Here is a 26,153-nt window from a genome sequence, read left to right as displayed (position 1 = left end):
GTGCTCATGCTGCCTCCTCGCGACAAACGGCGCGGCATCGTGTGTCATTGAACGAACATTCGATCCGTGTCCGGCAGGAGGTCGCTCGCATGCCCCGAACCAGTGAGCCCGGGCGGAGCGTGAGCTCCAGGCTCCTCGAATTGCTGTTCTCCTTCGGACCGGGCGAGACCGAGTTGAGCTTGGCGGAGCTCGCCCGCAAGACCGGGCTCCCGCACGCGACCGCACGCCGTCTCGTCCTGGAACTGACCACCGCGGGTGCGCTCGAGCAGCGTGCCAACGGCCGCTTCGCCGTCGGACTCAGGCTGTGGCAGCTGGGCACGCTCGCGCCCATGACCGAGTCACTGCGGACGATGGCCCAGCCGTTCATGGACGACCTGTACACCGCGCTTCACCAGCATGTGCAGCTCGCCGTCCTGGAAGGCGAAGAAGCGGTGATCATCGAAAGGCGATCCTCCCCCCGTGCCCTCGGGCTGATCTCACAGGTCGGTGGCCGATTACCGCTGCACTGCTCCGGAGTCGGCAAGGTGCTGCTCAGCCACGGCGAATCGGCACTGACGACCAAGATCCTCGGGAGCGAACTGCGCCGTCACACGCCGAAGACGATCACCGATCCCGATGTGCTCCGCAGTGAGCTGGCCGATTGCCGTCGAACCGGCACCGCACAGGTGCGCGGCGAGTTGACCAAGGACGCCGACTCGATCGCGACGCGGATCGTGAACCACGAAGGGCGAGTCGTGGCCGCGATCTCCGTGGTCGTCCTCTCCGGTTCGGTTCACCGGCAAGCCGCTCTTCCTTCCGTCATCACCAGCGGGCGCGGCATCTCCCGCATGCTGGGCTGGCATCCTGGGGTCAAGGTCCGAAAAGGCTGAGAAAGTACCTCCTCCGCGGAACGCCGGCGGGATTGCAATGTTCATCCAATGAACCAGCGCGTTGTTCTGCCCTCCGCAGCTGCTGATACTCGCCGCGCGGCCAGATGGCCGTTATCGCATCCCGTCGAGTGTGCAGGAGTGGGCCGATGCCATCACCGGAAGTCATGGCCAGCCGGAGAGAGACACCGCAGGTCACAACGTCCGACCTGTTCATCGACGGCAAATCCGTACCCGCGCACGGTGGCCGCTACGTGGAGACCCTCGAGGCCGTCAGCAATACTCGGATCGCCCGGGTCGCGGCGGCGACCGTGGAAGACGCCAACCGTGCCGTCGAGGCAGCCGCAGCAGCGCTGCCCGCCTGGGCCGGGCTACCGCCGGCCCAGCGCCGGACAGTGCTGCAGCGGGCCGCCGAACTGTTCGGTGAACGGTCCGCAGAGCTGTCGGCGATCATGGGGCGCGAAATGGGCGCCACCCGGCCATGGTGCCGGTTCAACGTCCATGTCGCACAGGGCATGCTCACCGAAGCCGCGGCACAGGCCTACTCCGCCGTGGGCGAAGTCATCCCGTCCGACGTACCGGGCCTGACGGCACTCGGGATTCGCCAGCCCGCCGGAATCGTCGTCGGGATCGCGCCGTGGAACGCGCCGCTGATCCTCGGCGTCCGGGCGGTGGCGATGCCCCTGGTGTACGGCAACACGGTCGTGCTCAAGTCCTCCGAGCAGACCCCGCTCACGCAGGCCGCCATCGTGAAGATCCTCCATGACGCCGGCGCACCGCCGGGAGTGGTCAACCTGATCAGCAACGCCGCGGAAGAGGCACCCGCGATCGTCGAGGCACTGATCGCCCATCCAGCGACCGCGCGGGTCAACTTCACCGGCTCGACCAAGGTAGGCCGGATCATCGGCGAGCTGGGCGGACGCTACCTCACCCGGGTGGTTCTCGAACTGGGCGGCAAAGCGCCCCTGGTGGTCCTCGCCGACGCCGATCTCGAGGCCGCTGCGTCAGCCGCCACTTTCGGCGCCTTCGTCAACCAGGGCGAAGTCTGCATGTCCACCGAGCGGGTCATCGTCGAGCGGCCGGTGGCCGACGACCTGAGTGCGCGACTGGCCGCCAGGGCAGCGAAGCTCGTCGTCGGCCCGGCCGATGACGACGCCTCCCAGATCGGCCCGCTCGTGCACGCCGGTGCCCGCGACCATGTCATGGGGCTCGTCGAGGATGCCGTGCGCCACGGTGCCGAGGTTCTCACCGGAGGGTCCGCCGACGGTCTCTACGTCCGGCCGACCGTGCTGCGGCACGTCACTCCGGACATGCGGATCTACCGTGAGGAGACCTTCGGCCCGGTGGTGTCGATCATCGAAGTCGACGACGCCGACCACGCCGTCACGACCGCGAACGACACCGAATACGGGCTGTCCGCGAGCGTCTTCTGCCGTGACGGCGGGCGAGCGCTCGACGTGGCCCGCCGGATCCGGTCGGGAATCTGCCATATCAACGGCGCGACCGTGCACGACGAGCCGCAGATGCCGTTCGGCGGCGTCGGCGCCAGCGGATGGGGACGGTTCGGATCCCGCGCCGCTCTCGAGGAGTTCACGGAGTTGCGCTGGATCACGCAGCAGTCCGGCGAGCGCCACTACCCGATCTGAGCATGCGACCACTTCATCACCCGCTCGAGGAGACGACCCTGATGACTACCGCTGACCCCGGACTTGCCGCCGGCGAAGCCGTTCTGGAGAACACCGTGCGGGAGGCGGTCTTCGAGGTACTGCGGCGCCACGGGATGACCACGATCTTCGCCAATCCCGGATCGACGGAGATCACGTTCCTCACCGGACTTCCGGACGATCTCGACTTCAAACTCGCGCTGCACGAGGGCAGTGTCGTGGGCATGGCTACCGGCTGGGCGACCGCGACCGGCCGCCCGGCGTTCGTCAATCTCCACACGACCGCGGGACTGGCCAACGCCGCGGGCGCGCTCGCAACCGCGCGGACCAACCGGGTGCCACTGGTGGTCGTGGTCGGGCAGCAGGACCGCCGCCATCTCGCCCATGACCCCTTCCTCGCCGGCCGGTTGTCCGGACTCGTGGGCGACTATCCGGTGTGGACCGGCCACCCGGCGCGCGCGCGGGACGTCCCCGCTGCGGTGGCCCGTGCGCACCATGAAGCAGTCACCGGCGAAGGTCCCGCGCTGGTCGTGGTGCCGATGGACGACTGGCTCCAACCAGCCGGGCGACTCCGTGCGGCGGCGGCGACCGACATCCGCCGGGGACGGCCCACCCTCGGGCCCGAGATCGACGAGCTCGCGGCCGCCCTCGACAAGGCCAAGGCGCCAGCGTTCGTCGTCGGATCCGCCTCGGACGGCCAAGCGAACTGGACCGCCGTCGCCGCACTGGCCGAGCGCCTCGGGGCACCGGTCTGGCAGGAACCGTTCGGTGCCCGCGCAGGCTTTCCGCAAGATCATCCCGCCTTCACCGGACACCTGCCCCCAGCACGGTCCGCGGTGCGGTCCGTCCTGGGCCGCCACGACGTGATCCTGGTGCTCGGCGCTCCGGTGTTCCGGCAGTATCCCTGGGAGCCGGGTGAACTGGTTCCCCGGACGAGCACCGTCCTGCAGGTGACGCCGTACGCGGACGACACCCATCACAGCATCGCCGACCGTGCCTTCGTCGCCGATGTCGCGCTGACCTGTCAGGTCCTCGTCGGCCGTGTCCGCGCTCGTGACGGGCAACCCGACGCCGCGCGCACACCGGTGACTCCCTTGGCTCCGCCGCGAACCGGGGAGCCGCTTCGGCCCGGGCACGTCTTCGACATCCTGGCCCGCGGGCTACCGCGGGACACGATCGTGGTCGAGGAATCGCCGTCGAGCCGGCCCGAGTTGCACCGTCGCGTCCCCGCCCGTGCTCCGCTCGGTTTCCTGAGCGCGGCCGCGGGCGGCTTGGGATTCGGCCTGCCCGCGGCGATCGGGCTCAAACTAGGCGCACCACGTCGCCCCGTCGTCGCCGTCCTCGGAGACGGTTCCTCACTCTATGGCATCCAGGGCCTGTGGAGCGCCGCCCACTACCACATCGGAACGCTGTTCGTGGTGCTGTCCAACGGCGGCTACGCCATCATGGACCGCCTCGCCGAACAGTCCGGGCAGGGCAAGCAGCCGTGGCCGTCGTTCACCGAGGTGAGCATTTCCGGGATCGCGTCAGGACTCGGCTGCCCCGCGCAGCGGATCAGTGACTATGACGAGCTGGCGGCGACGCTCGCCGAACACCTGCCGGCACTCGCCGGACGGACAAGCCCGCTGGTACTCGACATCGAGGTGGCCGCGGACCCGGCCTACGGGTAGCGAAGCCCTTTGGTGCCGGACATTCATTCGACGAAGCCACGGAACGGCGGATTCCCCTAACGCCGGCAGTCCGCGAACTGAGGCCGGAAACGGCACGGAACTGTCATGCCTTCCCCAGGAGAACGGAAAAGAATCATGTCCGCTCGCAATGTCGCGACGGGCCGTGAGGCCACGCGGAGTACCCGATGGATCCTGCTGATCTGCTGCCTGACCGTGGTCTTCGACGGCTACGACCTGATCGTGTACGGGACCGTCGTCCCCGACCTTCTCGCCTACCGGCCGTGGGCGCTGACTCCGGCTGATGTCGGCCACATCGGAAGCATCGCTCTCGTCGGAATGCTGGTCGGCGCGCTCTTCGTCGGCACGCTCACCGACATCGTCGGCCGGCGCCGGGTGATGATCGGGTGCCTCGTCTGGTTCTCGATCGCCATGCCGCTGACCGCGCTGGCACCCAACCCGGAGATTTTCACCTTGCTGCGCTTCATCACCGGGCTGGGGCTGGGCGGAGTGATCCCCACCGCGATCGCGCTGACCGCAGAGTACTCCCCCGCCCGGCGTCGCCAGCTCAACAACGCGCTGATGTTCTCCGGCTATTCGATCGGCGGAATGCTCGCCGCGGTCCTCGCGCTGGTACTGCTGCCCGTCGGCGGGTTCCGGATCATGTTCGTCATCGGAGCCGCCCCCCTGGTCGTCGTCGTGCCGCTCGCCATCCGGATGCTGCCCGAATCGATCGCCTTTCTCACGGCGAAAGGCCGGCACGACGAGGCAGCGGCCTACGCACGACGATTCGGTCTCACCGAGTACGAGCCGCCGGCGGATTCCCGGCCCGTCGGCGCGAAGCGCGGGCTCGTCGAAACGGGCAAGACGATCATGGGTGGCCGTCGCCTGCCGATGACATTGTTGCTCTGGGTCATCTCCATCATCGGGCTGCTGCTGGTCTACGGGCTCAACACCTGGCTGCCGCAGTTCATGCGCAACGCGGGCTACTCGATGGGATCGGCCCTGACGTTCCTGCTGGTGTTCAACATCGGCGCTGTTGTCGGCGTCATCATCGCCGGCGCGCTAGCGGACCGCGTGGGCGAGAAACTCGTCATCACCTGCTCGTTCTGCGTCGCCGCCGTCGCGGTCCTGCTGTTCATCGTCAAACCCGCGACCGCACCGATGCTCCTCATCGGCGCGCTCGCCGGATTCGGCTCGAACACGCAAACCCTGGTCAACGCGTTCATCGGCGGACTCTATCCCCCGCAGGCTCGCGCGACCGCGCTCGGCTGGGCACTCGGCGTCGGCAGAATCGGCGCGATCGTCGGACCCACCTATGGCGGCTACATCCTCACCCAGGTCAACGCGGGCTCTCTCTCCAGCAATTGGAGTTTCTACGCCTTCGCGATTCCGGCGGTGCTGGCAGCGGTTCTCACCGTCCTCGTCCCACGACACCACTCGACAGGCCTGCACGACACGGTGACCACACCCGTCGCGGCCGGGCGCACACCCGGCAACCCGTAACCCAGACGTCTGTCGGCTTATCACGCCGGGCAGATCGAACGGCAGAGTCACCGCACCACCGAACGGGCGGACTGCCCATTGAGAAAAGAATCGCTACGAATCAGGAGAATGCCCGTGACCGCGAACAAAGTTGATTCAGATGTGGTCGTGTTGACCGGAGCCGGCGGGGGCATCGGACGGGCCACCGCGGTCCGCCTCGGCCGGCATGGCGTGCGCCTCGCCTTGACCGATGTGAACGAGTCGGCGCTGCGAGAGACCGCGGACCAGGTCGCCGAGACCGGCCCCGAGCCGGTCATCGAGGCCGGAGACGGCTTGGACCAGAGTGTGACGACGGCACTGGTCGCCAAGGCGACCGAGGCCTTCGGCCGGATCGATGGTCTGGTCAACGCGACCGGCATCACCTTGCCCAGGTCGTTCCGGGACACCTCATCCGAGGATTTCGACCGTGTCATGTCGGTCAACGTGAAAACCCACATGCTCATGATGCAGGCGGTCCTGCCGATCATGGCCGCGGCCCGGTACGGCTCGATCATCAACATCTCCTCGGTGGGCGCCCGGGTCGCACTGCCGAACCTGACCGTGTACTGCGCGTCCAAGGTCGCCGTGATCGGCCTGAGCCGCGGCGTCGCCGCCGAATACGCCGCCGACAACATCCGATGCAACGCCATCTGTCCCGGCGGGGTGGACACCCCGCTGGGACAAGCGGCCCTCGACCCGTTCGAGGACAAACAACGTGGACTGGAAATCCTCACCGGCCGCCAGCTGTTCAAACGCTGGGCCGAACCGGATGAGATCGCCAGCCTCATCGAATACCTGCTCTCCCGCGATTCGACCTTCGTCACCGGCGCGGTGTTCGACATCGACGGCGGCCACACCACCACCTGACCCCTCGCCTGTTCCCGATTTCCTTCCCGACCGAGCAGGAGAGACACTTGCAGATCACTCACCTCGGACACGCCTGCGTGCTCGTCGACACCGGTTCCGCCCGACTGCTTATCGACCCTGGCGTCATGTCCGACATCGACGGCGTCGACGGCATCGACGCGGTACTGCTCACGCACAAGCATCCCGATCACGTGGCCCCGGAGAAGGTCCGAGGCGTGCTGGCCAGGAGCCCCCGGGCGGTGCTGGTAGCCCCTGGCGACATGGGCGACGTGCTGTCCGGCCTGCCGGAGCTTCACTCGGCCGAACCGGGCGCGACACTGAAATTCGGGGACACCGTCGTCGACGTCGTCGGTGGACGCCACGCGACCGTGCACGACACGATTCCCAGCTGCGCCAACCTCGGCTACCTGGTCGACGGTGGCGCGTTCTTCCACCCCGGGGACTCGTTTCATGAGCCCGCAGTGGACGTCGACGTGCTCGCCGTGGCGATCGACGGCCCGTGGCTCAAGATCGCCGAGTCCATCGACTACGTGCGGCGGGTCTCGCCTCGCGTCGCCATCCCGATCCACGAAGGCGAAACCCTCGACCCCGCGAAATACGTCGGCATGCTGAGCAACGCCGTCGGCGGCGACGTCGTGCGCCGCTTGGATCGCGGGTCGGCCACCCAGTTGTAGCGGCCACCAGCACGGCAGCGGCCGAAAGGTCTCGGCCGCTGCCGTGAGCTGACCCCCATGTACCGAACCGCTCGCCGAAGGTCGATTGACCAAGCTCGTTGAGTTCGTTCACCGAGCCACGTCCACGCAATCACGCACCGGCCTTCGTGGTCCCGACTTCACGGACGCCGATTCGATTCCCAACGGAAGGCAGGGCAACGATGCCCGAGTACCTCGTGTTCCTCTTGGTTGCCACACAACATCACCGGCAGTCGCGGTTCTTCGCCGGTGCGGAGGTGGCGTGATGACGACCGGCGAATCCTCTTCCCAAGCGCGGCGCTACGAACGACGCCTGCTCGTCGTCCTGTTCCTGGGGGTCGGGTTCGTCCTCTTCGACAGACAGGCCTTGGCCTTCCTCGCGCCCTACATCAACGCCGACTTCGGGTTGTCCTCCACGCAACTCGGCCTGGCCGCGGGCGCACTGTCCCTTACCTGGGCCGTTTCCGGAATTGTGATGGGAATGCTCTCCGATCGGCTCGGGCGGCGTAAACCGCTGCTGATCACGGCCGTGGTGCTCTTCTCCCTGATCTCAGCGGTCTCCGGGCTGGCTTCGGGCTTCGTCGCCCTGCTCATCGCGCGAGCTCTCATGGGCGCGGCCGAGGGCGGCGTGATCCCGTTGTCGCAGTCGCTGATGTTCCAGGCGTCCCGGCCGAAGCGACGCGGACTGAACACGGGCCTGATCGGGGGCGCTTCGGCGGGATTGCTCGGTGGCATCGCGGCGCCGTTCGCCTTCATTTGGCTCGCCGAGTCCATCGGCTGGCGTTGGTCGTTCTTCGTGACACTGCTGCCGGGTCTGGTGATCGCGGCCGCGATGACGATGATCGTCCGAGAACGTCCGTTGCCTCCGGCTGCCGAACCGGAGAAGAAGCCGGCCGCGGTGAAGGTACCACTTCGCCAAATCCTGGGCACACGCAACGTGGTCCTCTGCATCCTCATCGCTGTTTGCTACCTCACGTGGTTTTCCACGATCGTCACGTTCACGCCGCTCTATTTGCTGAAAGTAAAGGGTTTCTCACCGGGAACGATGGGAACGGTGATGACGTGCCTCGGCGTGGCCTGGATGGTGTGGGGTGTCGTCACACCCGCCATCTCGGACCGGATCGGTCGCAAGCCCGCGCTGGCAGGCTTCACCGTCCTGGCCGTCTGTTGCCCGCTGGCGGTGATGTTCGTGGACAACGCGTGGCTACTCGGAGCGGTGATGATGCTGACCTACACAGGCGTCGGCTGTTTCACGCTGTTCATGGCGGTCATCCCCGGCGAGTCCGTCCCGCCGGGCGCCTTGGCGACCGTGGTCGGTGTGACGATGGGTGCGGGTGAACTGCTGGGTGGTGCCTTCGGCCCCGTGGTCGCCGGGTGGGCTTCGGACAGGTGGGGTCTGCAGGCGGCGATGGTCATCGCGGCGGTGAGCGCGGTGATCGTGGTGCTACTCAGCCTCGGCCTGCGAGAAACGGCACCCCGTATCTTGTCCCGGTCGACGGGCAACCGGCCGGCTGCACGGGCCGGCGCCGCCGAGGAAGTGTCCGGACTCGGATAGGAACCGGCCCGGCCGCGGAACGAACTCGCCGAAGGCGGCCTGCCGAACGACGCTATCTGCCATAGCTGGTCCACATCGGACGGTGCCCTTACTCTGCCATCCTTGTGTGGTGTCCTGTCGCGGACTCGCGTCCCGGCCCACGCTGAGAGGTGAAGGGACATGGCCATGGCTGTGCTGGAGCGTTTCGCGGTGCTGAGCTCGCCGGATCTCGACGAGTTCCGGCATTCGGTGTCGCAGTTCCTCACACCGCACCGGCTGACCCCGCTCGCCGGAAACACAGCAGGGGTGCATACCGACCTGTCGAAGACGTCGGTGGGCCCGGTGTCGCTGGTGTACTGCCGCAACAGCGGCGTCGAGCTCGGCGTGCATCTCACCGAAAACGTGGACTACTACGACATCAACCTCGCCTTGCACGGCCGTAACCGGGTGACCTTCGGCCGTGACGAGGTGGTCGTCGACGCCTCTCGCGCAGCGGTCATCTCACCCCGGATGCGGGTGGATATGCGGCTGAGCGACGACTACCGGCAATTGCACGTGCGTATCGAACGGCAGGCGCTGACCGACCACCTGGAGGCCATGCTCGGCCGGTCAGCACCTGCCGTCATCCGCTTCGAACCCGACATGGATCTGACCGGGCCCGCCGCCAGGGGATGGTTGCGGACGGTCCGGATACTCCTCCAGGACCTCGATCAGCCGGCCGGCCTTGCCGAGCACCTGCTCGCAGCGGCACCGTGGGCGAATCTGCTGATGACCGGTCTGTTGCTCGCGCAGCCCAACAACTACTCCCCTCAACTGGAACGCATCGATGCTGGACTGCGCCAGCCGACGCCCGTCCGGCGCGCGATGGACGTGATCGAGTGCGATCCCTCCGCTGATCTGAGTGTCGACAGGCTGGCCCGCGCGGTGCGGATGACGCCGCGCTCGTTGCAACGGCATTTCCGTTCGGCGCTGGGTGTGTCACCGCATGAATACGTGCAACAGGTGCGGCTGGCGCGCGTCCATGAAGAACTCCGCCTCGCCGAACCTGGCACCGTCACGGTCACCGAAGTGGCGCTGCGGTGGGGATTCACCCACGTTCCGCGCTTCGCGGGCTTGTACCGAAAGCGCTACGGCACGCCCCCGTCGCAGACTCTTCGCGACGCCCTCTAGCGCACGCAGGGTCGGTGTCGCGCCGCGGATCACCTTGTCGCACAGTGGATCGTGAGGCCGTCGCCGGCTTCGTAGGGTCCAAGTACCAAGCGCAAAGGAGCGTGGTGACGATGGACTTCGACGTGGCGATCGTCGGTTATGGACCGACCGGGCTGGTTCTGGCCTCGGCGTTGGGCGAGGCCGGCCACCGCGTGGCGGTGTTCGAGCGGTGGCCGTCGCTGTACGGGATGCCGAGGCTGACCCACATCGACGGTGAGACCGCGCGGATCATTCAAGCGACTGGGGATCTCGACCAGGCGTTGCGCGAAGCGTCGGTGGCGGAGGTGTACGAGTGGCGCAACGGCGCCGGCGAACTGTTGCTGACCGTCGACTGGTCCGGCCGATCGAGTGGGTACGCGGCGCACTACACCATGTATCAGCCGCACATCGAAGACGCGATCGATCAGCGCGTTCGCCGCTACCCGAACGTCAATGTGCACCAGGGAACCGGTGTCGTGGCACTGGACCAGGATCGCGACCACGTCCGGCTGACCGTCCGGCCCTGGCGGCGTGACCGCGACGAGCAGTGGTCGATCGGTACTGAAGACCGCACCGTCACCGCACGGTACGTCGTCGGTGCCGACGGTGCGAACAGCTTCGTCCGCAACGCGCTGGGCGTCGAGCAGATCGACCTGGGCGTCGACGACCGCTGGCTCAACATCGACACCGAATGCGTCCAGCCGCTCGGGCCGCGATTTCAAGTGGCCCGTCAATTCTGTGACCCCGAACAGCCGAACATGTTCATGCCCATCGGCAAGTTCAGGCAGCGGTTCGAGGTAGGACTCCGCCCTGAGGACGATGCCGCCGCGATGGAGACGGCCGACTGGGCGTGGCGCTGGCTCCGGCAGCGACACGACCTCGGCCCGGAAAGCATCCGCATCCTCCGCCAGATCGTCTACACGTTCTCCGCGCGAACAGCGGTCACCTGGCGGCGCGGCCGGGTACTGCTGGCCGGGGACGCCGCGCACACCATGCCGCCGTACATGGGGCAGGGCGCCTGCTCGGGGATGCGCGACGGCATCACCTTGGGCTGGAAGCTGGACCTGGTGTTACGCGGGCTTGCCGGTGAGGCGCTCCTTGACACCTACGAGGCTGAGCGCCGTCCGCATGCCGAGAGCATCCAACGGTGTTCGGTCGAACTCGGCAAGGTCGCGAACCTCAAAGACAAGACGGCCGCAGCGGCCCGCGACGCCGCGTTCCGACGAGGAGAGCTGCCACCGCTGCCACCATTCCCGACGATCACCGGCGGGGTCGTGCACCGCACGCCCACCGGCGAGCCGTCGCCCTTGGCCGGCACGCTGGCCCCGCAGGGCATCGTCGGCACGAGCAACGGCAGCGGCCGCTTCGACGATGTGGTCGGAGGCGGCTTCAGTCTGATCAGCCAAAAGGACGTCCGAGCTTTGCTCAACTCCGAACAACGGGAGTTGCTCACCGCACTCGACCTGTCCGTCGCCACGTTCATCCCGGGAACGCCGGACAGCGTGAACGATTCGGACGGCACCTACACCCGGTACTTCGCCGACACCGCCACCGACACCGTGATCTCCCGGCCGGACTTCCACCTGTACTGGGCAGGCCAGGCCCAGGATGCGCCCGCGGCGCTGGAGGCGTTGCGCGCCCAGCTGTGCTGGACCGGCTCCCGGACCCCACTCGCCACAGGAGCTGACGCATGACTGGGATTCACAGGCCGGACGGTGGTTCGAACGCGCCGATCGAGGTGTTGTGGCGCGCTATGCCGGTCACGCGCATGCTCGACAACGGGGTTGATTACGCCGACGTGCTCGCGATGCAGCGGAGCACGGCTGACGGCATCGCGTGGGACAAGGCCGCCGAACGGCTCGCCACGGCGCAGCTCGAGCGTGCCCGCGCCGCAGTACGCGACGGGCATCCGGTGACCGCGTTCGCGGCGTATCGGGCGGCGGCCGCGGACCTGCTGTTCGCGCAGATGGCGTTCAACTTCGACAGCGCCCGCAAACGCTCACTGTACGAGGCGTTCACCGACGCGGTCGGTCGCGCCGCGGCACTGGCCGATCCACCGTGGGAACGCGAATACATCCCGTTCGCCGGCGGGCTGATGAACGCCTGGCTGCTGCGGCCTGCCACGGAACCGATCGGTGCGGTGATCGTGTTCGGCGGTCAGAGCGGCTGGGGTGCCGCCTACCTGCCTCAGGCGGACGCGCTGCTGCGGCGCGGTATGGCCGTCCTGCTGGCAGAAGGGCCTGGCCAGGGTGAAAGCAGGCTGCGCCACCGGATTTTGCTCGACGTTGACGTGCGCGCCGCCTATTCAGCGTTCGTCAGCCGGGCGCTGAGCGTGGCCCCGCGAGCCGGATTGTGGGGCAATAGCCTCGGCGGGCTCTACGCCGCGACCACTGCCGCCGCCGACCGCCGGGTGTCGGCGGTGTGTGTCAACTCTGCTCCCGCGCAGCCCCGCCTCCAGCCGTTCCGCACGTTCGTCGACCAAGCTGCGGCCATGCTGGGCACGAGCGACGCGGACGCTATCCAGGTCAACTTCGACCGCATCGCTTTCCGGCCCGGTGTCGACCGGATCGGGTGCCCGTTACTGGTCTTGCACGGCGGCGCGGACCCCATCGTGCACCTCGATCAGCAGCAGCCTTTCCTGGACGCCGCACACGACGCCACGCTGCGGGTGTGGGAGGACGGTGAGCACACGATCTACAACCACGCGCACGACCGCACCGCGTACGTCGCGGACTGGTTCGCCGACCAGTTCACCGCACAGCAGCCGGGCACGTGATGGCGTTTCGTTCACACTCGACCGTTTCGCAGGGCCTGACACAAAGGAGCATGGGTGTCTGACTACGACCCGTTTGTCAACAGCGCGGAGCCCGCGCCCGGCACCCACCGTGTCCGGCGCATCGTCACCGGGCTCGGCCCGGATGGCGAGTCGACGGTGCTGCTCGAGGACAGGGGGCGGTGGGCGCGCACCGGCCATGGTGTGCCGGCCTACGTCGTCACGGATCTCTGGCGCACGAACACCACACCCGCCGACAACACCGGGCCCCTGCGAGACCCGATGGACACCGACGAACAGCTTCCCATCGCGCCGACGGTGACGGGCACGGTGTTCCGCACACTCGAGATGCCACCTGATTCGGAGTGGCGGTTCGACGGCGACGGCAACGAGATCAAGCCGCTGGCCGTCCACACCACACGCTCGATCGACTACGCGATCGTCCTGCGGGGTGAGATTTGGGCGGTGCTGGATGCCACCGAGGTCCGCATGCGGGCAGGGGACGTGCTGGTGCAACGCGGCACGTCCCACGCCTGGTCCAATCGTTCCGACGAACCCTGCCTGATGGCCTTCGTGCTTGTCGGCGGGAACCTCCCCGAGGACGAATCTGCGGACTGACGGCGCTCGTCAGTCCGCGGACCCGCCTGGCACCAGCAGGCGGATCCGCGGACTGACGAGTGCCCTGTCATGACGCATAGGGAGAGGGGCCAGGTTCCTTGTCCAAGGGCACCCGGCTGGAGCGGGCGAACCGGCAGATCAGCATGTACGTGCCCACGACGAACAAGAGTTCGGCGATCGCCCGGGCGGACATCTCCCGGGCAGCGGCGTCGTAGACCGAATCTCCCACCTCGACGTTGAGCACACAGTCCTGGGTGAAGGCCAGAGCCGCCCGTTGCTTCGCGCTGAAGCAGCGGGCGGTGAGGTCTCCGTGTTCGGTCGCGGCGATCTGCTCGTCGGAGACGCCGACGCTCGTGGCCGTTACGACATTCTGGCGCCAGACGTAGTGGCAGTCCGACAATTTGCCGACGAGCAGGACCGCCAGCCGTACGGTGCGCGCGTCGAGCTCCATGTCCTGAAAGAGTGTGGCAAGGAGGTCGACGAACGGCGGATACACCGTCGTTGCCGATGCCATGGCGCGGAACAAGTTGACCTGCGGAAGCTTCGCCAGCGCCGCCCGGACTTCGTCCGGGGCCGAATCCGGATCGATCAGGGGAAGCCGGCCCACGTTGTCGCTCACTACGAATCTCCTTGTCTGCGCCGGCACTGTCAGTGACCGCTGTCAGTGACTCGATCGGCATAGCTCTTGATGGCGGTCACAATCGCGTCGTAGCCGGTACAGCGGCACAGGTTCCCGCTGATGGCCTGACGGATCTCGTCCTCGGTCGGCGCCGGATTGGTGCCGAGCAGCTCCTCGGCCGCGAACAGCATTCCCGACAGGCAGTAGCCACACTGGAAAGCGTTGTTGTCCCAAAAGGATTCCTGAAGTTTCGTGAGACCGTCCGAACTCATCGACTCGAGCGTCTCGATCACCGCGCCGTATTCGGCGACGGTGATCCTGAGGCAGGACTTCGTGATCAGGCCATCCAGCCGGACCGTGCAGGCCCCGCAGTCGCCGGTGAGGCATCCGATCTTCGGTCCAGTGACGCCCAAGCGGGCCCGGAGCGTGTCGATCAGAAGCTCACGCCGATCCACGGCCGCAGAACGACGTTCCCCGTTCACGGTGATCTCAAGAACAATCAGGTCATCGTCCATGCCGCTCCTCCTCCGTGACGCCGGCGTTGTTCCGTGCCAGGGCCAGCGCTCGCCGGGCCACCGGACCGGCGACCGCCGCGCGGTACTCCCCTGGCGCGAGCACGTCGGCCCACGGCGCGGACAACGCGGCCACCGTATGCGCCGCGGCCGCATCCAGTTCCTTGTCACCAACGCGACGCCCCACCATGACCGAGAGGTCCACCGTCAGCGGCACCGCCTCGATTCCGCCGAGGACCAGACGAACGGCCTCGCAACGACCGGCGTCGTCAAGACGGAGAAGCACCGCCGCGGTGGCGATGGGCCAGGAACCGCCGCCCCGCTTCAGCTTCACGTAGCCGTGCCCGGCCCCGCGCTCGGACGGCACTTCGAAACCGGTGATCACCTCGCCGGCCGCGAGCATGGTCCGCCCGGCATCGAGGAACAACTCCGCGGCCCGCAGGCGGCGTGATCCGGAAGGACCCGCGACGACCGCGTCCGCGCGGAGAGCCACGAGCGTCGCGGGTACATCGGACTGCGGACGGGCAGCGGCAACGGAACCACCGACGGTGCCCTGGTTGCGCAGGGCCACCCCGCCGGTCACCCCGCTCGCCATCGTGTGCAGGAGCGGCGCGTGGCGTGCGACGTCCCTGCTGGCGAGGAGGTCGCTGTAGGTGCACATGGCTCCGAGGCGCAGGCGGGAGCCCTCGACCGAGATCGTCGCAAGACCGGCCCGGCGGAGGTCGACCAGTCGCCGCGGGCGGGCCTCGGCACGTCCCATCTCCGGCACCATCCAGGTACCTCCGGCCAGGACTCTGCTGTCCCCGTCCAAAGCGGCCACGACGTCGGCCACAGTCCGCGGCGCGACATACTCGAAACGAGCCGGGATCATCGGCGCGCCTCCCCGAGCGCTCTCATGATGGTGATCGGGCTCAGGGGCGTGTGGTCGATCCGGGCACCGAGCGGCGCGACGGCGTCGTTGACCGCGTTGAACGCCGCCGCGAGCGCCCCGGAAAAGCCCGCCTCGCCGACGCCCTTCGCGCCCAGCGGGGTACCTGGTGCCGGGGTGCAGAGGTGGCCCAGCTCGACACGCGGCACGTCGACCGCCCGAGGGAGCAGGTAGGTCTTGAACCCGGTCGTGAGCGGGATCCCGTCGTCGTCGAAGACGAGTTCCTCGCTGAAGGCCGCGCCCAGGCCCATCACGACGCCCCCGGTGACCTGCCCGTCGACCATCAGCGGGTTGACGACGGTCCCACAGTCATGCGTCGCGACGTGCCGCAGCAGTGTGACGACACCGGTTTCGGTGTCGACCTCCACGACCGAGGCGTGCACCGCGTAGGGATAGGTCGTGTAAGTCTGTAGCCGGCCGAGTGCGTCAGGCACCTCGCGGATGTTCGAGGGCCGGTACGTGCGCGTCGACTCCAGATGCGGCTCGATGTCGAGCTCGAGCATGTAGGCACGGGTGTACACGGCACGGGCGGCCTCCGCGACGGTGACGCTGCGGGACGGGTCACGGGCGAGGCGGGCGATCCCGTCGTCGAGGCGTACCGGCTCGTCGGGATCTGCTCGCAGCAACGCGCGGGCCGCCACGCGGATCTTGCTCGCCACATCGCGGGCGGCGAGCACCGCGGCGTTGCCACCCGTGACCAGCGAACGACTCGAGATATTGCCGAAACCGTAGGGGCAGGCGTCGGTATCACCTTGCACTATCGAGACAGCGTCCAGGGCGACCCCGAGTTCGTCGGCGACGAGCTGGCAGATACCCGTGTCGCTGCCCGTGCCCGGACTGGTGACTCCGGTGAGCACCGACACCCGACCCGACGGGCTCATCCGGACCGTCGACGTGTCGTACGCCGCGACGAACGCACCCGGGATGTCGGCGCTTTCGGGCATCAGCTCGAATCCGATCCCGATACCGAGGTAGCGGCCCTGCTCCCGCAACCGTGCCTGATCGGCGAGTAATCGTTCGTAGGAAAGGATGTCCAGCGTCCGGTCGAGAGCGGCGGCGTAGTCGCCGCTGTCGAGCTCCAAGCCCGACGTGTGCCGGTACGGGAAGGCACCTGGGGTGACGAAGTTGCGCCGTCGCACCGTGATGGCGTCGACACCGGTGTCGGTCGCGACCCGCTCCATGATGTGCTCCAGCAGCAGCGTCGCACCGTCTTTACCGAACGGCTTGGTCCCACTCCACGGCGCCTTGTTGGTGACTACCACCCGATAGCGCACATGGCAGTGCTCGATGGCGTAGCCAAGCCCCGTCGACAAAGCCCCCACGTACGCCATTCCCCAGCCGTGTGTGGGGGCGGCGGCGCCGTGATCGGTCAGGGCCTCGACGTCGAGCGCGAGCACGCGGCCGTCGTCATCGAAAGCGACCCGGTAGGTCAGCAGTTGCTCCCGGGCGGCCGGCAGCAGGGACGCCGCGCGTTCTTCGACCCACCTGACCGGGCGGCCGACCATGCGCGCGAGAACAGGCGCGATGAAGTCCTCCCGGCTTCCGTACATCTTCAAGCCGAACGAGCCACCGACCTTGGGAGCGACCACACGGACCTGGTCCTCGTCCAGGCGCATCGCCGCGGCGAGCACCGTCCGGAGCACATGCGGGTTCTGCGTCGACGCGTAGAGCGTGAGGTATCGCCTGTCGGCGTCCCAGTCGGCCAGGTATGTGCGTGGCTCCATCGGTGCCGCCGTGCCGCGGTGGGTCCGCAGCTCGCCATCGAGCACATGCGGTGCGTTCCGCGCGGCTTCGGTGAAGTCGTCGCGTCCGACATGGCCCTCGATGAGGACGTTCTCACCCCAGTCCGGGTAGAGGATCGGGGCATCCGCCGCGAGCGCCGCCTTGACATCGAGCACGACCGGCAGTGGTTCGTAACCCACCTCGACCATCAGGCAGGCCGCGTAGGCGTCGGCCTCGGAAGTGGCGACCACCGCGGCGACCGGTTCGCCGGCGTAGACGACCTTGTCGACGGCGAGCGGGAACACGGCGCTGTGATGTCCCCCGAGCTGCCCCGCGTCCAATCCGTGCGGGATCTCGTCACACCACGACATCATGTCCCTGCCGGTGACCACGGCGATCACTCCGGCCGCCTCTTCCGCCGCCGCCGTCGACACAGACCGGATCAGCGCGTGCGCGACCGGTGCGCGCACCAAGGCGACGTAGACCGTGTTCGGCAGCACGATATCGCCGGTATAGGTCGCGCGTGCCGTCAAGTATTCGGCTCCATCGTGCTTACGGACCGGGCGGCCCACAGACCTGCGTGTGGTCTGCATTTCCACCTCCGCGGGCGTATCACCGCGCATCACCACAGCCTGTCCGAGCTGTTTCGGATATCCGTCATGGACGAACGCTAGGACCTGGCCCAGCCACGATCGATCCGTTACACGACAGCGTGATCCGGTTCGCGCCACATGACGCGCCGCAGTGTTGAGACTCAAATATCGGTCGATCATTCAATGAACATGACGTTGTGCGCAGAGCGAGGACCGCGTGAGCATTTCGTGCCAGCATCGAGGACCTACCGATACAGAGAAAGGCAAGCCGCCATGAAATTGTTCGACGTTCGCGGAGTTCCAGCCGGAGTCGACGCCGCACTCGCCCGCGTCGAGAACCCTCGACATCGACATATGCTGAAAAACTACCGCCGCCACGCGTTGCTGGAGGTTTCCGGCTACTGGGAGGACATCCTCATTCCTGTCATGATCGTCGACAACCCGTTGTACCGGATCACCGAACGCGGCAAGACGACGGTTTGCCACGGCCTTGACGACGTTCGTACCTTTTACTCGAAAATCGTCGGCGAGCAAACGAACGTCTTCGGCGCCTTGGAGGAAGAGGTCGCTGTCTCTGATTACGGCATCTTCATTGAAGCCGTCTTCGCGCAGATACTGCGAGGCGATGACCCCGCTCTCGCCGGCGAGGACACCGACCCGCAAGGCACCTACCAGGTGTCCCACAAGTTCGCCGCCACATGGCCATACCTTGACGGACGGCTGTACGGGGAGTTCATCTACGAGGACTCCGACAGCTGGCGCGTCGACGAAGTGGAAGCATCCGCGCTGATCACCCCCGAGCAAGCCCGCACCATCCTGGCTCCCTACCTCGCTGAGAGCCCGCTCTGCGAGATCGAAGAAGGGTTGAAGCTTTTCGAGAACGGTTCCCGCTAGTTGACGGCAAACCTCGGCGCTGACAACTGCCATCCGAACCCAGCCTCGGAGACTTGATGACTGAAATCCCAAACGATGGATACATCGACATTCACGCACACTTCACCACTCCGGCGATCGAGGACCAATCAAGGCGCGCCTGGCAGAAGATGCTCGGCCGGGGAATCTATCTTCCCGAACCGTTCGAATGGTCTCTGGACCGAACACTGGAGTACATGGACCTATCACGTACGGCCATGCAATTCCTGAGCAACATACCAGCCAGCCGAGAGGCGTTACAGGCTTCCAACGACTACGGCGCAGCGGTCGTGGCGCGGCATCCGGACCGATTCGGCCTGCTCGCCGCACTGCCGACCGACGATCCGGCCGCGGCCCTCGACGAGGCCGTCCGCGGACGAGACACCCTCGGCGCCGACGGATTCGCCGTCACCGCGAATTACAACGGCACCTACCTCGGAACCGATGACCTCTTTCCGCTGTGGGAGCAGCTCAATGAGTGGGGTTCCGTCGTCTTCGTCCACCCCGACGCCCGGCAGACCCCAACGCTAGATCATCCGGCACCACTGTACGAAGTAGCTTTCGAAACTGCCAGAACCGTCTTCGACATGATGTTCCGCAGAGTGTTCTCCCAGTTCCCCAATATAACGTTCGTATTCGCCCACTGTGGCGGCGCATTTCCTGCTCTTGCCGGTCGCGTGTCATTGCTGGGGAACGAGGCATGGGTTCCGCACGGACTGTCGGCACAGGATCTCAAGCTCCAACTGGCAACCATCTACGTCGACACCGCCGCGACAGCCTTCTCGAGTTCGCTCCTGCCGGTAGTGGCGACCCTGGGAGCCGACCACATCGTGTACGGCAGCGACTGGGGCGCGCCATGCACCACCGCTGCTACCGCTGAGGAAAACCGCAACAGCCTGCAGCACTGCGCCGCACTGACCTCTACTGAAGCCGCGGCCGTGCACCGACGAGCGCTCGACTTGTTTTCTCTCGACACTCACCGGCCGGTGAGTGTCGGCTCGAAATCGAGCGCCAGCGACTGAAACGGTCCGAGATCCGATCGATCGCCCACGTGGCCTGCAGCGACGGCGAACCGAGCACGATCGCAGGCGGCCGCACGGCGGCAAGCTCTGCACCATCGCCGGAAGACCGACCAAGACCACCACCACCACAAGACCACCGGCCTGCCGAAGGCCAGGGGCAGAGGCCACCGGAGCCATCACATCGGCCGGAAGCATCAGCGCTGGAAGAGCAAGGGCGATACCCGCCGCCCTTCGCGGTCAAGAGCTGCCCCTTTGGACCGCAGCAGCGCAAGCAGGAAAAGGTACGAAGATCGAAGGATGGTCGGGGATCCAAGACACGGCCGGGCGTACTACCTCTGCCGACCGAGCAACAACAACCGAGCACGCTCAGACCGATACGCCTCACACGAGAAAGCCCTCTACCTCCGTGAGGACGCCTTGCTCGACGCAGTCGCGAAGTTCTTCTCCGACCGCGTCTTCGGCCCCGACCGGCGTTCCATCCTCGAAGCCGACCTCGCCGGCATCGACGACCACCCCGAAACGCGAGAAGCGGGAGTGACCGACGCGATCAACCTGTGGCGCCAGGACTGTCCGTTGTTCGGCGTCGGCACCTTCGCGCGACGCCCCACGGTGACCACCCCGGACCCGGCACTGGCCCTGGCCGGGGACGGCATCCGCATCGACCTGCCCGTAGCCCTCATGGAACGCGCCGCGGCCACCGGGTGGACGGCGGCCAACGCCCTCCTGCGGCACTGGGGCATCACCGGGCACCCGATCCGGTCGGTGCCCAACCGCGGCCGGATCGGCGTGCTGAACCGCCTCGCCCGGTCGCGGTATTTCGGCGGAGTGAAGGTGTGATCGGTGCCGCCGATCGCGCGATGGTGTTGATCTCGCGCGAACCGGGCACTCCCAGGTGAGGGAAGGGAGAGGCAGATGACCACAACGTCCGATGTCATCGTCGTGGGAGCGGGGCTCGCCGGGCTGAGCGCGGCGGCCCGGCTTCACCGAGCAGGCGTCCGGGTCACCGTCCTCGAAGCGAGCGACGACGTCGGCGGCCGCGTGCGCACGGACGAGGTCGACGGCTTCCGCCTCGATCGAGGTTTCCAAGTGCTGCTTCCCGCCTACCCGGCCGTGCGCCGGCTGATCACCGTGGACGATCTGCGGCTGCGGAGGTTCACGCGGGGAACCATCGCCGCTTTCCCCGACGGCCACCGCTGGCTGGCAGGCCCCTGGAACGGCCTGCCCTCGATCAAAGGACTCGCCCAGTTCGCCACGCATCACCCGGGCGACGCCCTCCGCATGACCGGCCTGGTCCTGCGCGACGCCCTCACCCCGAACTCGTTCGTACGTAAGGACGCTCAGCGGACGACCGCGGAAGAGTTCGTGCGCTGGGGGCTGTCGGCGAGCACGATCGAGGCGGTCTTGCGACCGTTCCTCGCCGGGGTGTTCCTCGACCCGGCGCTGAACACCTCGTCGCGGCTCTTTCACCTGCTGTGGCGGAGCTTCCTCCGTGGTGGCGGTGCCCTGCCCGCCCAAGGAATGCAGGCCCTTCCCCGGTCGATGGCGGCCGCTCTGCCGACCGAAACGATCCGCACCGGCATTACGGTCGAGGAAGTCACCGGCGGCGGTGTCCGCACGAGTTCCGGCGAGCGCTTGACCGCGAACGCCGTCGTCGTGGCCACCGACGGCGACGCCGCCTCCCATCTGCTCCCGGAGGTCGAAGCGCCGGAATGGCACGCGGTCACCACGTTCTACTTCCGCGTCGGCACCACTCCCCTGCGCTCGCCGACACTGCTCCTCGACGGCACGACCGACCTGCTGCTCAACACAGCGGTCATCAGCGAGGTCGCGCCGGAATACGCTCCAGAAGGCTCCGCGCTCATCGCCGCCTCGGTACCCGACCGAGCCGACGTCCACCTCGAAGCACGAGTCCGCGAGCGCCTGGCCCACCTCTACCAGACCGACACGAGCGACTGGGAACTACTACGCGCGTACGCTTTGCCGCGAGCCTTGCCCGTCTTCCCGGCCGGAGCCCCGCTACGGCGTCCCGTCCGGGTAGGCGGGGGCCGTTACGTCTGCGGCGACCACCGCGACACCCCGTCGATCCAAGGCGCGCTCGTGTCCGGGCAGCGGGCCGCCCGAGCCGTGCTCGCCGACCTCGGCCGCCATTGATCACCAGGGCCGCAATCGCGTCCTGCACCTGCCACGGTGCTTGAGGCGAACCCACAACAGCACCCGCTGTGGTCAGGATCGCCGCGGGTTGATCCATGGCGGGCAGGTCGTTCAGATCTTCTCGAGCGCGTCCGGCTTGTGCACCGCTTCGCCACCGCTCTTATCGCTACGCACCAGATACTGCGGTTCATCGCGAGAGGCGCGCACGGTACGACCGGCGGCCTCGGTGTCGGAAGTGATCTCCTTCAAAACCTCTCCTTCGGCTTCCCCGCCGTGACTGCTCCAGCGAACCCGGTCGCCTTGGTGAAAACGCTTCGTCATCGTTCTCCTTAAGCCGGTTTGGACGGGCGTACCACCTGATACCCGGCCAAGATCGGGGTGAAACGATGCCAAAGCGATTCAAAAATCTATATTCCCTGGTCACCGGCACTGCGAAAACACCCTGGTTGCCGTACGGTCGAGGAACGCGGGGTTCAGTCCCAGCTTCGCGCGACCGACGAACTGTCCGCGGCCGCATCGGCAGAATCCGTGTCGAGTCCGGCTCAGCGACGCGCTCCCGCGAGTATCTCCGCGCACTTCACGCATGTTTCGCTTGCAGGCCCGTGTCGTCCCGCTTCCCGGGAGTCCAACCTCATGTCTTCTTCGTTCCAGCTGCCCCGCGAGCTCGACAACCGGCACGCCACCCGCCTTCTCAAGGCGACGAAACCCGGCGACCGCCTCGGCTTTTACGCCCAACCCACCCCTTCGCAGCCGACACAGGTGACCGAGCACGCCCACACCGCCGACCTGGTCATCCTCACCGTGTCCGGCGAGCTGGACACGGTGGCTGCCCCGTTGCTGCGACGGAACCTGGATCGTCCCTTGCCCGCCTGCACTTTGATCGACCTGTCCCGGGTGACGTTTCTCGGCGTCGCAGGGCTGCGGGTGCTGGAGGCGGCCGCCGCCCTGGCCCGATCCGAACGCCGCAGGCTCGGCCTCGTCACCGCCGCCCCCGGTGTTCTGCGGATACTGCGCCTGTTCGCCCTCGACGTGCGGGCCCCGGTCTATTTGCGACTCGCCGACGCGATGCGAGAAGTGGCGCTGGAACGGCCCTCGCGCCACCCCAGCCCGTTCTCCTGATCAGGCCACGCGGTTTGTGAAACCAAGCCCACGGCTATTCGCGACAGTGGTCGTTCTCCTCCTGACGATGCTGATCTTTGCTCTCGTACAGGCGAGCCAGACTTCGGACGCGGCGCCCAGGTCAACGGAGGTTCGACTTGCCCACCACCGCCCGCCTTCTCCCCACGCGTGTGCCACGGTCTCCCGCCGCGGCGGTCATCGTGCTGCACGGTGGCGGCGGCCGAGGCGGTGCCGTACCGGTGAGCCCGAGCCAGCTTTCGGTGGTGCGCATGATCCCGATCGCCCACCGCGTCGTCCGTGCCGGCCGCGGCCGGCTGGCGGTGTGGCGCTTGCTGAACTCGACGCGCGGGTGGGGAGGCACGCACACCCCGCTCGACGACGTCCACTGGGCACTGGAACGGATTCGCGCTCAGCTTCCTCCATCGACACCAATAGGCCTGATCGGACACTCGCTCGGCGGACGGGCGGCGATCCTGAGCTCCGGCGAAGCGAACGTGCGCAGCGTCGTCGCGCTGGCACCGTGGCTCCATCCCCGCGATGGTGACGTCGACGCTTCCGGATGCCGGGTTCTCTTCGTGCACGGCCCGGCAGACCGTGTCGCGAGCCCGCACCGGGCACTGGCCGCAGCGGAACGGCTCTCCCGAACCGCTCGGGTCGGTGTGATCCGAGTCGACCACGGCGGGCACGCGATGGTGCGCCGCCACCGGACCTTCGACGGACTGGCAGCCGGTTTCACCGCCGCGACCCTGCTCGACGAGGCCCCCAAGGATTCCTGCGGCGCGCTGGCCCGAATCCTGGCCGACGTGTCATTCGCGACAATCTGAGGTATCGGGCGACCCGCCGGTCCGTCGGCTCGTTCAGCCGCGGGTCAGGCGGGGCGGTCGCCGGTGCCACCGGTGACCGGCGCCGAGGTCTGCTGTGCGCCGCCGGGACGGGTCGGCCCCGCCGCGTCGCTCAGGCTGTCGTGCGCCGCGGTCACGACGGACGCGGGCGTGATCCCGAACTCGTCGTAGAGCCTCTGGTAGTCGGCAGAAGCCCCGAAGTGTTCCAGTGAGACGGTTCGGCCCGCGTCCCCGACGACGTCACGCCAGCCTTGGGCGATCGCCGCCTCGACGCTCACGCGCGCCCGCACCGTCGGTGGCAGCACTTCGTCCTGATAGGACAGCTCCTGCGTGGCGAACCACTCGCGGCAAGGCATCGACACCACACGGGCGTTGACGCCGTCGTCGGCGAGCAGTTTCCGGGCGTCGAGGGCGATCTGGACCTCCGAGCCGGTCGCGACCAGTATCACGTCCGGGTTTCCGGTGCAGGCAAGAATGTAACCTCCGCGGGCGGCGCCCTCGGCCGAAGCGAGGCCACCGGGACCGCGTTCGACGACTGGGACGTTTTGCCGGGTAAGGGCAAGCCCTGCGGGGCGGTCCCGGTTCTCCAGGATCCGGCGCCAGCAGACGGCCGTCTCGTTCGCATCGCCAGGGCGCACCAAGTCCAATCCGGGGATAGCGCGGAGCGTGGCGAGGTGTTCGACGGGCTGGTGGGTCGGGCCGTCCTCCCCCAGACCGATCGAGTCGTGGGTCCACACATAGGTGACAGGGAGCCGCATGAGCGCAGCCAGCCGGATCGCGGGCCGCTGATAGTCGCTGAAGACCAGGAAGGTGCCACCGTAAGGCCGGGTCAGACTCTGCAGCGCGATGCCGTTGAGGATGGCGGCCATGGCGTGCTCGCGGATCCCGAAGTGCAGGGTGCGGCCGTAAGGACCACCCCGCCACTGCGCGGTCTGTTTGCCCGTGGGGACGAACGACGGCTCGTCCTCCATCGTGGTGTTGTTGCTGACGGCCAGATCCGCCGAGCCGCCCCACAGCTCGGGGAGCACCGGCGCGAGGGCCGTGAGGATCTGCCCGGACGCCTTTCGCGTGGCCATTCCCTTCTCGTCCGCGGGGAAGCTGGGCAGGGCGTCGATCCAGCCGTCGGGAAGCTTTTCCTCCCGCAGCCGGTCCAGCAGCGCGGCGCGACCCGGATCGGCGGCACGCCATTCCAGGTAGCGGCCCTGCCAGTGTTCGTGGATGGCCCGGCCACGATCACCGACTTCGCGGGCGTGGGCGAGCACCGCGTCCTCCACCACGAAACTCTCCGTCGGGTCGAAACCCAGGAGGGTCTTGGTGGCGGCGATCTCCTCATCGCCGAGTGCCGAACCGTGAGCCGCGCCGGTGTTCTGTTTGGTCGGCGCGGGCCAGCCGATGATGGTGCGCAACACGATGAGCGATGGTTTGCCCGTCTCCGCCCTGGCCGCATGCGTGGCGGCGAGGACCGCGTCCACGTCCTCGATGTACCGGCCGGAGCCGGTCCAGTCCACGGTCTGCACGTGCCAGCCGTAGGCGGCGTACCGGGCAGGGACATCTTCGCTGAAGGAGATGTCGATGTCGTCCTCGATGGAGATGTGGTTCGCGTCGTAGAACGCCACGAGGTTTCCGAGTTCCTGGTGCCCCGCCAGCGAGGCGGCCTCGGCGGTGACCCCCTCCATCAGGTCGCCGTCGGACGCGACGACGTACACGTGGTGGTCGAACGGGCTTTCCCCCGCCGGCGCGTCCGGGTCGAGCAGTCCACGCTCCCGGCGCGCGGCGAGTGCCATGCCCACGGCACTGGCGAACCCTTGTCCGAGCGGGCCGGTGGTGATCTCCACGCCGCGGGTGTGCTGGTACTCGGGGTGCCCGGGCGTGGCGGAGTCCCAGGTGCGCAGCGCGGCCAGATCGGACAGTTCCAGGCCGTAACCGCACAGATAGAGCTGCAGGTAGAGCGTCAGGCTCGAATGACCGCAGGACAGAACGAACCGGTCCCGTCCGAGCCACTGGTCGTCGGCTGGGTCGTGCCGCATGACCTGCTGGAAGAGCACGTACGCGAGAGGCGCGAGGCTCATCGCGGTGCCGGGGTGGCCGTTGCCCGCCCGTTGGACCGCGTCGGCCGCCAGGACCCGGACCGTGTCCACCGCGCGGACATCCGCGTCAGTCCACCCTGCGGCATCGGCGACGGGCGGGGCGAGCGACGGATCGCGGCGGACGGGGGTGGTGGCCGAACGTGTCATGGAGACGGGTCCTTCCCGGATGCGTGAGTCGCCGGGTCCGGGGCGTCCATTGAGGCTGTACTCGTCCGGGGTAGCCGAGACCTGGCGGCCTCAAACCCAACCGCCC

At 67.6% G+C, this 26,153-nt stretch carries 22 protein-coding genes and 1 pseudogene; 17 read left to right on the top strand and 6 right to left on the bottom strand.

Annotated elements, in window-relative coordinates:
- The first annotated feature begins 89 nt into the window (after window positions 1–89).
- From ACLJRM_RS33645 to ACLJRM_RS33595, 11 genes are all read left to right on the top strand, one after another.
- A complete protein-coding gene (locus ACLJRM_RS33645; RefSeq protein ID WP_410665382.1) occupies window positions 90–869 on the top strand; it encodes an IclR family transcriptional regulator in 780 nt (259 codons plus the stop codon).
- 146 nt (window positions 870–1,015) lie between these two features.
- On the top strand, window positions 1,016–2,512 hold the full coding sequence (locus tag ACLJRM_RS33640) for an aldehyde dehydrogenase family protein (RefSeq protein WP_410665381.1): 1,497 nt from the start codon (window positions 1,016–1,018) through the stop codon (window positions 2,510–2,512).
- Between the two features lie 41 nt (window positions 2,513–2,553).
- The gene (gene mdlC / locus ACLJRM_RS33635) at window positions 2,554–4,200 is read left to right on the top strand and encodes a benzoylformate decarboxylase (protein ID WP_410665380.1); all 1,647 of its coding nucleotides are present in this window, start codon (window positions 2,554–2,556) and stop codon (window positions 4,198–4,200) included.
- Between the two features lie 135 nt (window positions 4,201–4,335).
- Complete coding sequence (locus ACLJRM_RS33630) at window positions 4,336–5,703, top strand: MFS transporter (RefSeq protein WP_410665379.1); 1,368 nt, start codon at window positions 4,336–4,338, stop codon at window positions 5,701–5,703.
- A gap of 147 nt (window positions 5,704–5,850) precedes the next feature.
- Window positions 5,851–6,588: an SDR family NAD(P)-dependent oxidoreductase gene (locus tag ACLJRM_RS33625; protein ID WP_410665378.1), complete on the top strand. Its 738-nt coding sequence runs from the start codon at window positions 5,851–5,853 to the stop codon at window positions 6,586–6,588.
- 47 nt (window positions 6,589–6,635) lie between these two features.
- The gene (locus ACLJRM_RS33620) at window positions 6,636–7,262 is read left to right on the top strand and encodes an MBL fold metallo-hydrolase (RefSeq protein WP_410665377.1); all 627 of its coding nucleotides are present in this window, start codon (window positions 6,636–6,638) and stop codon (window positions 7,260–7,262) included.
- 283 nt (window positions 7,263–7,545) lie between these two features.
- Window positions 7,546–8,835 (top strand): MFS transporter, encoded by a 1,290-nt coding sequence (locus ACLJRM_RS33615; protein ID WP_410665376.1) that lies wholly within the window; start codon window positions 7,546–7,548, stop codon window positions 8,833–8,835.
- A gap of 159 nt (window positions 8,836–8,994) precedes the next feature.
- A complete protein-coding gene (locus ACLJRM_RS33610; protein ID WP_410665375.1) occupies window positions 8,995–9,984 on the top strand; it encodes an AraC family transcriptional regulator in 990 nt (329 codons plus the stop codon).
- Between the two features lie 110 nt (window positions 9,985–10,094).
- Complete coding sequence (locus ACLJRM_RS33605) at window positions 10,095–11,696, top strand: bifunctional 3-(3-hydroxy-phenyl)propionate/3-hydroxycinnamic acid hydroxylase (protein ID WP_410665374.1); 1,602 nt, start codon at window positions 10,095–10,097, stop codon at window positions 11,694–11,696.
- Complete coding sequence (locus tag ACLJRM_RS33600; RefSeq protein ID WP_410665373.1) at window positions 11,693–12,778, top strand: alpha/beta hydrolase family protein; 1,086 nt, start codon at window positions 11,693–11,695, stop codon at window positions 12,776–12,778. Before ACLJRM_RS33605 ends, ACLJRM_RS33600 begins: the two co-directional genes overlap by 4 nt.
- Window positions 12,779–12,832: 54 nt before the next feature.
- Complete coding sequence (locus ACLJRM_RS33595; RefSeq protein WP_410665372.1) at window positions 12,833–13,393, top strand: cupin domain-containing protein; 561 nt, start codon at window positions 12,833–12,835, stop codon at window positions 13,391–13,393.
- A 67-nt stretch (window positions 13,394–13,460) separates the two neighbouring features.
- Here the strand turns inward: ACLJRM_RS33595 and ACLJRM_RS33590 are convergent, their stop codons facing one another.
- Genes ACLJRM_RS33590 through ACLJRM_RS33575 form a run of 4 tightly spaced genes read right to left on the bottom strand, consistent with a single transcriptional unit; the run spans window position 13,461 to window position 17,707 of the window.
- Window positions 13,461–14,012, bottom strand: a complete 552-nt coding sequence (locus ACLJRM_RS33590; RefSeq protein WP_410665371.1) for a carboxymuconolactone decarboxylase family protein — start codon at window positions 14,010–14,012, stop codon at window positions 13,461–13,463.
- Between the two features lie 29 nt (window positions 14,013–14,041).
- On the bottom strand, window positions 14,042–14,527 hold the full coding sequence (locus ACLJRM_RS33585) for a (2Fe-2S)-binding protein (protein WP_410665370.1): 486 nt from the start codon (window positions 14,525–14,527) through the stop codon (window positions 14,042–14,044).
- Window positions 14,517–15,395 carry an FAD binding domain-containing protein gene (locus ACLJRM_RS33580; protein WP_410665369.1) on the bottom strand — a complete coding sequence of 293 codons (879 nt, stop codon included), beginning with the start codon at window positions 15,393–15,395 and terminating at the stop codon, window positions 14,517–14,519. The genes ACLJRM_RS33585 and ACLJRM_RS33580 overlap by 11 nt, the downstream gene beginning before the upstream one ends.
- Window positions 15,392–17,707 carry a xanthine dehydrogenase family protein molybdopterin-binding subunit gene (locus ACLJRM_RS33575; protein ID WP_410665368.1) on the bottom strand — a complete coding sequence of 772 codons (2,316 nt, stop codon included), beginning with the start codon at window positions 17,705–17,707 and terminating at the stop codon, window positions 15,392–15,394. Before ACLJRM_RS33575 ends, ACLJRM_RS33580 begins: the two co-directional genes overlap by 4 nt.
- A gap of 333 nt (window positions 17,708–18,040) precedes the next feature.
- Between ACLJRM_RS33575 and ACLJRM_RS33570 the strand changes: the two genes are divergently transcribed.
- The 4 genes and pseudogenes from ACLJRM_RS33570 to ACLJRM_RS33555 all read left to right on the top strand — a co-directional run bounded on the left by ACLJRM_RS33570 (window position 18,041) and on the right by ACLJRM_RS33555 (window position 21,852).
- The gene (locus tag ACLJRM_RS33570; protein WP_410665367.1) at window positions 18,041–18,661 is read left to right on the top strand and encodes a hypothetical protein; all 621 of its coding nucleotides are present in this window, start codon (window positions 18,041–18,043) and stop codon (window positions 18,659–18,661) included.
- 56 nt (window positions 18,662–18,717) lie between these two features.
- Window positions 18,718–19,701, top strand: a complete 984-nt coding sequence (locus ACLJRM_RS33565; RefSeq protein ID WP_410665366.1) for an amidohydrolase family protein — start codon at window positions 18,718–18,720, stop codon at window positions 19,699–19,701.
- A 510-nt stretch (window positions 19,702–20,211) separates the two neighbouring features.
- Window positions 20,212–20,538 (top strand): annotated as a pseudogene (locus ACLJRM_RS33560) (FAD-dependent oxidoreductase); the annotation flags it as partial.
- A 75-nt stretch (window positions 20,539–20,613) separates the two neighbouring features.
- Window positions 20,614–21,852 (top strand): NAD(P)/FAD-dependent oxidoreductase, encoded by a 1,239-nt coding sequence (locus ACLJRM_RS33555; RefSeq protein WP_410665365.1) that lies wholly within the window; start codon window positions 20,614–20,616, stop codon window positions 21,850–21,852.
- Window positions 21,853–21,963: 111 nt separating this feature from the next.
- Here the strand turns inward: ACLJRM_RS33555 and ACLJRM_RS33550 are convergent, their stop codons facing one another.
- Window positions 21,964–22,173: a DUF2945 domain-containing protein gene (locus tag ACLJRM_RS33550; RefSeq protein ID WP_410599738.1), complete on the bottom strand. Its 210-nt coding sequence runs from the start codon at window positions 22,171–22,173 to the stop codon at window positions 21,964–21,966.
- A gap of 312 nt (window positions 22,174–22,485) precedes the next feature.
- Here ACLJRM_RS33550 and ACLJRM_RS33545 point away from each other — a divergent pair, with 312 nt between their 5' ends.
- Together ACLJRM_RS33545 and ACLJRM_RS33540 are read left to right on the top strand one after the other, a co-directional pair.
- Window positions 22,486–22,971: an STAS domain-containing protein gene (locus tag ACLJRM_RS33545; protein WP_410665364.1), complete on the top strand. Its 486-nt coding sequence runs from the start codon at window positions 22,486–22,488 to the stop codon at window positions 22,969–22,971.
- Window positions 22,972–23,108: 137 nt separating this feature from the next.
- A complete protein-coding gene (locus tag ACLJRM_RS33540; protein ID WP_410665363.1) occupies window positions 23,109–23,795 on the top strand; it encodes an alpha/beta hydrolase in 687 nt (228 codons plus the stop codon).
- Between the two features lie 44 nt (window positions 23,796–23,839).
- Here ACLJRM_RS33540 and tkt read toward each other — a convergent pair whose 3' ends face one another.
- On the bottom strand, window positions 23,840–26,047 hold the full coding sequence (gene tkt / locus ACLJRM_RS33535) for a transketolase (RefSeq protein ID WP_410665362.1): 2,208 nt from the start codon (window positions 26,045–26,047) through the stop codon (window positions 23,840–23,842).
- Window positions 26,048–26,153: the final 106 nt, after the last annotated feature.

The organism is Amycolatopsis sp. lyj-84 (assembly GCF_046549075.1).
GTDB lineage: Bacteria > Actinomycetota > Actinomycetes > Mycobacteriales > Pseudonocardiaceae > Amycolatopsis.
Note: the sequence above shows the minus strand (reverse complement) of the source record. Positions and strands in the feature narration are given on the sequence as shown.